At 70.9% G+C, this 8,032-nt stretch carries 11 protein-coding genes; 8 read left to right on the forward strand and 3 right to left on the reverse strand.

Annotated features, from left to right (window positions below; all coding sequences use genetic code 11):
* Positions 1-61 precede the first annotated feature (61 nt).
* Positions 62-808, forward strand: a complete 747-nt coding sequence (locus AB0M20_RS16580; protein ID WP_364298897.1) for a phosphoglyceromutase — start codon at positions 62-64, stop codon at positions 806-808.
* 59 nt (positions 809-867) lie between these two features.
* Here AB0M20_RS16580 and phoU read toward each other — a convergent pair whose 3' ends face one another.
* On the reverse strand, positions 868-1,518 hold the full coding sequence (gene phoU / locus AB0M20_RS16585) for a phosphate signaling complex protein PhoU (protein WP_364298899.1): 651 nt from the start codon (positions 1,516-1,518) through the stop codon (positions 868-870).
* Between the two features lie 226 nt (positions 1,519-1,744).
* Here phoU and AB0M20_RS16590 point away from each other — a divergent pair, with 226 nt between their 5' ends.
* Together AB0M20_RS16590 and AB0M20_RS16595 are read left to right on the forward strand one after the other, a co-directional pair.
* Positions 1,745-2,962, forward strand: a complete 1,218-nt coding sequence (locus AB0M20_RS16590; RefSeq protein WP_364298913.1) for an ATP-binding protein — start codon at positions 1,745-1,747, stop codon at positions 2,960-2,962.
* Positions 2,963-2,987: 25 nt separating this feature from the next.
* Positions 2,988-3,671 carry a response regulator transcription factor gene (locus AB0M20_RS16595; protein ID WP_364298901.1) on the forward strand — a complete coding sequence of 228 codons (684 nt, stop codon included), beginning with the start codon at positions 2,988-2,990 and terminating at the stop codon, positions 3,669-3,671.
* Positions 3,672-3,673: 2 nt separating this feature from the next.
* Here AB0M20_RS16595 and AB0M20_RS16600 read toward each other — a convergent pair whose 3' ends face one another.
* Positions 3,674-4,555 (reverse strand): hypothetical protein, encoded by an 882-nt coding sequence (locus tag AB0M20_RS16600; protein WP_364298915.1) that lies wholly within the window; start codon positions 4,553-4,555, stop codon positions 3,674-3,676.
* Positions 4,556-4,682: 127 nt separating this feature from the next.
* On the opposite strand from AB0M20_RS16600, the gene AB0M20_RS16605 reads away from it, so the two are divergent.
* The gene (locus AB0M20_RS16605) at positions 4,683-5,498 is read left to right on the forward strand and encodes a sugar phosphate isomerase/epimerase (RefSeq protein ID WP_364298903.1); all 816 of its coding nucleotides are present in this window, start codon (positions 4,683-4,685) and stop codon (positions 5,496-5,498) included.
* On the opposite strand, the gene AB0M20_RS16610 is transcribed toward AB0M20_RS16605, so the two are convergent.
* Complete coding sequence (locus tag AB0M20_RS16610; RefSeq protein ID WP_364298905.1) at positions 5,485-6,021, reverse strand: CGNR zinc finger domain-containing protein; 537 nt, start codon at positions 6,019-6,021, stop codon at positions 5,485-5,487. The genes AB0M20_RS16605 and AB0M20_RS16610 overlap by 14 nt on opposite strands.
* Positions 6,022-6,076: 55 nt before the next feature.
* On the opposite strand from AB0M20_RS16610, the gene AB0M20_RS16615 reads away from it, so the two are divergent.
* The 4 genes from AB0M20_RS16615 to AB0M20_RS16630 all read left to right on the forward strand — a co-directional run.
* Positions 6,077-6,997, forward strand: coding sequence for a proline dehydrogenase family protein (locus AB0M20_RS16615; RefSeq protein WP_364298907.1), 921 nt, complete (start codon positions 6,077-6,079; stop codon positions 6,995-6,997).
* A gap of 196 nt (positions 6,998-7,193) precedes the next feature.
* Positions 7,194-7,406, forward strand: coding sequence for a helix-turn-helix domain-containing protein (locus AB0M20_RS16620; RefSeq protein WP_364298909.1), 213 nt, complete (start codon positions 7,194-7,196; stop codon positions 7,404-7,406).
* Between the two features lie 176 nt (positions 7,407-7,582).
* Positions 7,583-7,684 (forward strand): AURKAIP1/COX24 domain-containing protein, encoded by a 102-nt coding sequence (locus tag AB0M20_RS16625; RefSeq protein ID WP_007465623.1) that lies wholly within the window; start codon positions 7,583-7,585, stop codon positions 7,682-7,684.
* Between the two features lie 76 nt (positions 7,685-7,760).
* On the forward strand, positions 7,761-8,032 hold a 272-nt coding region (locus AB0M20_RS16630), incomplete at its 3' end, for an NAD-dependent epimerase/dehydratase family protein (protein WP_364298911.1).

The raw sequence follows: 8,032 nt of genomic DNA on the forward strand, positions 1-8,032 counted from the left end.
GGATTGCGGGGCTGGTTGGGGTCCTTTTGGGGGTGTCGGGGGTGGGAGGGAGGATGGGGGTATGACTGGGACTCTGGTGCTGCTGCGGCACGGTGAAAGCGAATGGAACGCCAAGAATCTCTTTACCGGGTGGGTTGATGTTGATCTGACGCCCAAGGGTGAGGCTGAGGCTCGGCGGGGTGGGGAGCTGCTCCGGGAGCACGGGTTGCTGCCTGACGTCGTGCACACCAGCGTTCTGCGGCGGGCCATTCGTACCAGTGAACTCGCCCTTCATGCCGCCGACCGGCACTGGATCGCCGTGCGGCGGTCCTGGCGGCTCAACGAGCGGCACTACGGGGCTCTGCAGGGCAAGGACAAGAAGCAGACGCTGCAGGAATACGGCGAGGAGCAGTTCATGCTCTGGCGGCGGTCCTACGACACGCCGCCGCCGGCCATCGAGGTCGACGACGAGTACTCGCAGTACCACGACCCCCGGTACGCCACGCTGCCGCCCGAGCTGAAGCCCCGCACCGAATGTCTCAAAGATGTCCTGCTGCGCTCTCTGCCCTACTGGTACGACTCGATCGTGCCGGACCTGCTCGCCGGCCGCACCGTCCTCGTCGCCGCGCACGGCAACTCGCTGCGGGCCATCGTGAAGCACCTCGACCAGATCTCCGACGAGGCGATCGCCAAGCTGAACATCCCGACCGGGATCCCGCTGCGCTACGACCTCGACGAGAGCCTGCGGCCCACCACCGCCGGCGGCGCGTACCTCGACCCGGACGCCGCCAAGGAAGCCGCCGCGGCGGTCGCCAACCAGGGGCGCTGACCCGGACGCAAAGAAAGGGGGCGCCCCCGTGGCGCCCCCTTCCCCGAACCGTCGGCGACCTACTGCAGATCCACCGGCTCACCCGTGACCAGGAAGATCATCTGCTCGCCCACGTTCACCGCGTGGTCGGCGTAGCGCTCGTAGAAGCGGCCCAGCAGGGCGCCGTCGATCGCCGTCTCCGCACCGTACGGCCAGTCGTCGTGCAGCAGGATCTTGAAGAGGTCCCGCTCCAGGTCGTCCATCCCGTCGTCGTCCTTCTCCAGCTCCGCCGCCAGGTTGGCGTCGGGGGAGGCGAGCACCGTGGTGATCTTGTCGGCCATGCGGTCGGCCATCTCGGCCATCTGCTGGAACACCGGCCGCAGCTCGGCCGGCACGGCCGGGGACGGGTGCCGGCGCTGCGCGGTCTTGGCCACGTGCTCGGCCAGATCGCCCATCCGCTCCAGGTCGGCCGAGATGTGCAGGGCGGTGATCACCGTACGCAGGTCGGACGCGACCGGCGCCTGCCGCGCGATGGTGTCCGCCACCTTCGTCTCCACCTGGCGGTAGAGCACGTCGACCTCGGCGTCCCGCTCGATCACCACGCGGGCGGCCTCGATGTCGGCAGTCAGAAGAGCCTTCGTGGCCTTGCGCATCGCAGCGCGCACGGCCTCGGCCATGGTCACCAGCAGCCGGCTCACCTCTTGGAGGTCGGCCCGGAATTCCTCGCGCATCGTCACGTCCTGTAATCGTCGGATCGTCGTCCGGCCCCACGCTAGGTCGGTGGGGCGGCGCGAACATTAACGGTGGTGAACCGCGTCGGGCGGCATGGTGAACATTGCTCGAATCACGCCCGGAATGTCCGGATCGGCGACCCGGTCAGGTAAACAATGACCCTACGATCGCAGCGTGGACTGGGTGTTCGGCGTCGGCCTCATCTGTGCCGCCCTCGCCGCCGGCGTGGGCGGAGGGTTCGTCATCGCCCGGCGCCGGACCGCCGAGGCCGCTCCCGCCAAGCCCGTCGGAACGGTCAAGAAGGGACGCGCCATCGAACCGGACGGTGAGCAGGGCAGCGGCAAGCACGGGTTGAAGGGTCTCGGTCGCAAGAGCCTGGACTCGCTGCGGGTCGGCGTGGTCGTGCTGGACGCCGAGGACCATCCGGTGCTGGTCAACCCGGCGGCCCGGGCGATGGGGCTGCTCCGCTCGGGTGGTGCGCCCGGCACCATCGCGGCCCACCCCATTCTGCGTACCCTGGCCGGTCAGGTGCGGCGCACCGGCGTGCGCCGCGAGGTGGAGCTCGACCTGCCGCGTGGCCGCGCGGGCGGCGCCACCGCCCCGCTCGGGCTGCACCTGCGCGCGGTGGCGCTGAACTCCACGCACGTCGCGGTCGAGGCCGCCGACGTCACCGAGTCGCACCGGCTGGCCCGGGTGCGGCGGGACTTCGTCGCCAACGTCAGCCACGAGCTCAAGACCCCGATCGGCGCGCTGCAGCTCCTGGCCGAGGCGCTGCTCGACGCCACCGACCTGCCCGAGCCCAAGCCCGACGACGAGCAGTCCGAGGACCTGATCGCGGCCCGCCGGTTCGCCGAGCGGATCCACCACGAGTCCGCCCGGATGGGCCGCCTGGTGAACGAGCTGCTGGAGCTGACCCGGCTGCAGGGCGCCGAGCCGCTGCCCAGCCCCGAGCCGGTCGCGATGGACTGGGTCGTCGCCGAGGTGGTCGACCGCACCCGCACCACGGCCAGCGCGAAGCGGATCGAGATCCGGTACGAGGGCCCGCGCGGCACGACCGTCTACGGCAGCGAGAGCCAGATCGCAACCGCCGTCACCAATCTCGTGGAGAACGCGATCGCGTACTCGTCGGAGGACACCGTGGTCTCGGTGCTCCTGCGGCAGGACGAGGACTGGATCGAGCTGGACGTGACCGACCAGGGCATCGGCATTGCCGGGCAGGACATCGACCGGATCTTCGAGCGGTTCTACCGGGCCGACCAGGCCAGGTCGCGGTCGACCGGCGGGACCGGGCTGGGCCTGGCCATCGTCAAGCACATCGCCACCAACCACGGTGGCCGGGTCGACGTCGTCAGCAGCCCCGGCGAGGGTTCGACGTTCACCCTGCGCCTACCGGCCCGACCACCGGAGAACCGCCTCCCGTTACCTCCCGCGATCGAGAATTAGCTCCGCCCGCTCGGAAAGGATCCGTATGTCCCGCGTACTCGTGGTGGAGGATGAGGAGTCGTTCTCCGACGCCTTGTCATACATGCTGCGCAAAGAAGGCTTCGAGGTGTCGGTCGCGCCGACCGGGACCTCGGCGCTCACCCAGTTCGACCGCACCGGCGCGGACATCGTCCTGCTCGACCTCATGCTTCCGGAGATGTCCGGCACCGAGGTCTGCCGTCAGCTGCGGCAGCGCTCGGCCGTGCCGATCATCATGGTCACCGCCCGGGACAGCGAGATCGACAAGGTGGTCGGCCTGGAGATCGGCGCCGACGACTACGTCACGAAGCCGTACTCGCCGCGGGAGCTGGTCGCCCGGATCCGTGCGGTGCTGCGGCGCCAGGGGGCCGAGACGGCCGAGGTGACCACGCCGACGCTGGCCGCCGGTCCGGTGCGGATGGACGTCGAGCGGCACGTGGTGACCGTGGACGGCGCCTCGGTGCAGCTTCCGCTGAAGGAGTTCGAGCTGCTCGAGCTGCTGCTGCGCAACGCCGGCCGGGTGCTGACCCGCGGCCAGCTGATCGACCGCGTCTGGGGCGCCGACTACGTGGGCGACACCAAGACGCTGGACGTGCACGTCAAGCGGCTGCGGTCCAAGGTGGAGCCGGAGCCGAGCGCGCCGCGCTACATCGTCACCGTGCGCGGCCTCGGCTACAAGTTCGAGCCCTGAGTTCAGGCGCTTTTCCGGCGGCGCGGGCGGGTGGTCGCCGCCGGCTCCGAGTCGCCGGGCGCCTCGACCGTCGCGGTGGGCAGCTCGGCCCGGCCGCGGGCCTTGACGGTCGCCGGGTGCTCGGCGATCAAGCCGGCGGCCAGGCGCGCGTCGCAGAGCTCGGCGAGCTTGGCGTACGCCTCCTCGCCGATCAGCGCGGTCAGCTCCGGGCCGTAGGAGCGGTACATCGGCTCCGAGCCGACGTGCGCGTCCGGTGACGAGGTGCACCACCAGTCGAGGTCGTGACCGCCCGGACCCCAGCCGCGGCGGTCGAACTCGGTGAGGGTGGACTGCAGGAGCTTGGTGCCGTCGGGGCGTTCGACCCAGGTCTGCTCCCGGCGCACCGGCAACTGCCAGCACACGTCGGGCTTGTAGGTCAGCGGGTGCACGCCGTCGCGCAGGGCCTGGCCGTGCAGCGCGCAGCCGCCACCGCCGGGGAACTCGGCGTCGTTCTGGAAGACGCAGGGACCGTCAACCGACTGTGTCGCGGTGCGCCGGGCCGGCTTGGTGCCGTCCACGGTGTCCATCTCGGTGTAGTTCTTGAAGCCCTTGCGGTAGTGCTGCCACGTGTCCGGGGTGAGCCGGCCGACGGCCGCCTTCACCCTGTTCTCGTCGTCGGCGTCGGTGAAGAACGCGCCGTGCGAGCAGCAGCCCTCCTGGGCGCGACCGGCCACGATGCCGTGACAGGCGGAGCCGAAGACGCAGGTCCAGCGGGACAGGAGCCAGGTCAGGTCGGCCCGGACGACGTGCTGCTCGTCGGCGGGGTCGGGGAACTCGATCCACTCACGGGGGAAGTCGAGGTCGACCTCGTCGGCGCGGGCGGCGGCCGTTGCGCTGAGGGTGATTCGAACTGGGGTACGGCGGCGGCTCACCTGCGACAGCGTACGCGCGTGGGTGACGCGGGCCTCGCAGCAGCCCGCTTTGGCACCTTATGTTCGAGGCGCCGAGCACGACGGGTCTACCCTTGTCGGCGTGAGTTCCCGCGTTCCCGTACTCCTGTCCAGCTCCTCGGTCTTCCCGGAGCCGACCGCGGCCGCGTTCGAAATGGCGGCGACCGTCGGGTACGACGGGCTCGAGGTGATGGTGTGGACCGACGCCGTCAGCCAGGACGCGGACGCCCTGCGGGTGCTGTCCGGGCACTACGACGTGCCGGTGCTGTCGGTCCACGCGCCCTGCCTGCTGGTCACCCAGCGGGTGTGGAGCCCCGACCCGTGGGAGCGGCTGAACCGGGCCGCGCAGCTCGCCGAGACGCTGGGCGCGCCGACCGTGGTGGTGCACCCGCCGTTCAGCTGGCAGCGCGACTACGCCAAGAACTTCGTGCCCGGGCTGGCCAAGGTGCAGTCCCGGCACCCGCAGATCAACTTCGCGATCGAGAACATGTTCCCGGTCAAGATGGCCGGGCGCTGGTTCGTGCCGTACACCCCGGGGTGGGATCCGACGACCTCCGGCTTCGACGCGTACACCCTGGACCTCTCACACTGCGCGGCCGCGCGCATCGACTCGATCGAGCTGGCCGACCGGATGGGTGCCGGCCTCAAGCACGTGCACCTGGGCGACGGCACCGGCGAAGGCCGCGACGAGCACCTGGTGCCCGGCCGGGGCAACCAGCCGTGCGCCGAGCTGCTGCGGTCGCTGTCGGTGCGCGGGTTCACCGGGGCGGTGGCGGTGGAGGTGGCCACCCGCAAGGCGTCCAGCCGGGCGGTCCGCGAGGCCGACCTGCGCGAGTCGCTGGAGTTCGCCCGGCGGCACCTGGCGCCGGCCGGGACGCCCGCCCCTACGCCGGTGTGAGGCTCGCGGCCCTCTTCCGGGCCCGGTGCGCCGCGACGTGGGAGCGGGTGGCGCAGCGCTCGGAGCAGAAGCGGCGGCAGTTGTTGGACGACGTGTCGAGGTAGACGTTCCCGCAGCGCTCGTCGGCGCAGATGCCGAACCGCGCGCTGCCGAACTCGCACAGCCACACCGACAGGCCCCAGACGGCGCCCGCCAGATATTCCGCGCTGACCGACGCTCCGCGGCTGGTCACGTGCATGTGCCAGTCGCTGGCGTCGTGCCCGGAGATGCGCGGCTGGACCGGGAAGGCGGCGAGCAGAGAGTTCAGCTCGGTGACCGCGTCGCCGTCGCGGCCGGCGGTGCCGTGCTCGAAGACCTCGCGCAGCCGGCGTTGCGCACGGCGGAAGACGGCCACGTCCTTCTCGGCCGCCTCCTGCGCCATCCAGGCGTGGTCGTCGCCGAACAGCGCCCGGAGCCCGGCGAGGTCGTCCAGACGGGCGTTGACCAGATCAACGGCGGTCCGGGCGTACGCATCGAAGTCCACCCGACAAAGGTAGCCGCAGCCGTGCGCCGACGGCACGGGGCGCTACGCTCGGCGCATGCTCCGATCCGTCTTTCTCGCGGCCGCCGCATCGTCGAAGTTGGAGCGGCTGGTCGAGTCAGCGCCCGTCAGCAAGGGCATCGTGCGCCGGTTCGTCGCGGGCAGCGGGATCGACGACGCATTGAGCGCGACCCGGGCCCTGGCCGACGACGGGCTGGGCATCAGCCTCGACTACCTGGGCGAGGACACGCTGACCGCCGAGCAGGCGCTGGCGACCAAGGAGCAGTACGTCACGCTGCTGAGCCGGCTCTCCGGTGCCGGGCTGACGCCGGCCGCCGAGGTCAGCGTGAAGCTGTCGGCACTGGGGCAGAAGGTCGACGACCGGATGGCGTACGACTACGCCCAGCAGATCTGTGTGGCGGCGTCGGCAGCGGGCACCACCGTGACGCTCGACATGGAGGACCACACCACCACCGACTCGACCCTGGAGATCCTGGCCGAGCTGCGCAAGGACCACCCGTCGACCGGTGCGGTGCTGCAGGCGTACCTGCGGCGGACCGAGGGCGACTGCCGCGAGCTGGCCAACGCCGGGTCGCGGGTGCGGCTGTGCAAGGGGGCGTACGCGGAGCCCGAGTCGGTCGCGTACCAGTCGGCGCTGGACGTGGACAAGTCGTACGTGCGCTGCCTGAACATCCTGATGTCCGGCGAGGGCTACCCGATGGTGGCCACCCACGATCCGCGGCTGATCGCGATCGCGGAGGACCGGGCGCGCTGGTTCGACCGCGACCCGTCGGAGTACGAGTTCCAGATGCTCTACGGCGTCCGCCCCGAGGAGCAGGCCCGGCTGGCCGGAAACGGTCACTCGGTGCGGGTCTACGTCCCGTTCGGCGACCAGTGGTACGGCTATCTGATGCGCCGGCTCGCCGAGCGCCCGGCCAACCTGGCCTTCTTCGGCCGCGCCCTGGCCTCGCGTAAGTAATCATTTCGGGCGAAAAGACCCACGGGGCGGCGCGTCGCCTTGACTTTTTGTAGCGTTTTCACGGAACGCAACGCCATGGTCACAGAAGCATCGATACCGTACTGGTGACACGCGCGTCTGACCGCTTCGGCACATGGCCAACTGGCCACCTCTCCGGCCGAGCGGCGGGCGCCGGCGAGAGGATCGGTGCGAGGAGATGACGGGTCCAGCCCAGTCCGAGGAACGACTGTCCGAGGTGCGGTTCCTCACCGTGGCCGAGGTGGCCGCGCTCATGCGGGTCTCCAAGATGACGGTCTACCGCCTGGTGCACGGGGGAGACCTGACCGCGGTGCGGGTCGGGCGCTCGTTCCGGGTGCCGGAGCACGCCGTGCACGAGTATCTGCGGGGAGCGTTCAGCCAGACCGCCTGAGGGAAGGCGCAGCGCAGGCGCGGGGGCCGTGTTGGTCCCGGCGTGGCAGGACCGCTACGCTGGTGCGGTTGGTTCCCGGGTTCGCGCGCGCCTTCGCGCGGGCTCCCGGGGCACCGTCCAGTTTCGGATCAGGCCGCTCCGGTCCGACTTCACATGGTTTTCGAGAGGCATTACGTATGGGCTCCGTGGTCAAGAAGCGCCGCAAGCGTATGGCGAAGAAGAAGCACCGCAAGCTGCTGCGCAAGACCCGCGTCCAGCGTCGCCGTCTCGGCAAGTGATGACCGGCCGGGCACGCACGCCCGGCCGTGACCCACTTGCCAGTCCCCGCACCGCCGTCCGCAAGAAGGGGTGACGATGACCCCTCGCGTGGTTGTGGTCACCGGAGTCAGCCGCTTCCTCGGCGCCCGTGTGGCAGCGCGTCTGGCTGCCCATCCCGGCGTCGAGCGCGTCATCGGCCTGGATCCGGTCACCCCGCCGCCCGGTCTCGCGGCGATGCTCCGTGACGTCGAGCTGATCCGGGCCGATGCCCGGGCCGCCTCCGGCGCGATCGCCGAGCTGGGCGCCGAGGCGGTGGTGCATCTCGCGGTCACCAGCGCGCCCGACCCGCAGCACGGCGGCCGCGCGGC

The organism is Actinoplanes sp. NPDC051633, from assembly GCF_040681735.1.
GTDB lineage: Bacteria > Actinomycetota > Actinomycetes > Mycobacteriales > Micromonosporaceae > Actinoplanes.

What these genes read in the sequence shown, in the direction of transcription:
- AB0M20_RS16580 (WP_364298897.1), top strand. Translation starts at nt 62, where the DNA reads ATGACTGGGACTCTGGTGCTGCTGCGGCACGGTGAAAGCGAATGGAAC.
- phoU (WP_364298899.1), bottom strand. Translation starts at nt 1,518, where the DNA reads ATGCGCGAGGAATTCCGGGCCGACCTCCAAGAGGTGAGCCGGCTGCTG.
- AB0M20_RS16595 (WP_364298901.1), top strand. Translation starts at nt 2,988, where the DNA reads ATGTCCCGCGTACTCGTGGTGGAGGATGAGGAGTCGTTCTCCGACGCC.
- AB0M20_RS16615 (WP_364298907.1), top strand. Translation starts at nt 6,077, where the DNA reads ATGCTCCGATCCGTCTTTCTCGCGGCCGCCGCATCGTCGAAGTTGGAG.
- AB0M20_RS16620 (WP_364298909.1), top strand. Translation starts at nt 7,194, where the DNA reads ATGACGGGTCCAGCCCAGTCCGAGGAACGACTGTCCGAGGTGCGGTTC.
- AB0M20_RS16625 (WP_007465623.1), top strand. Translation starts at nt 7,583, where the DNA reads ATGGGCTCCGTGGTCAAGAAGCGCCGCAAGCGTATGGCGAAGAAGAAG.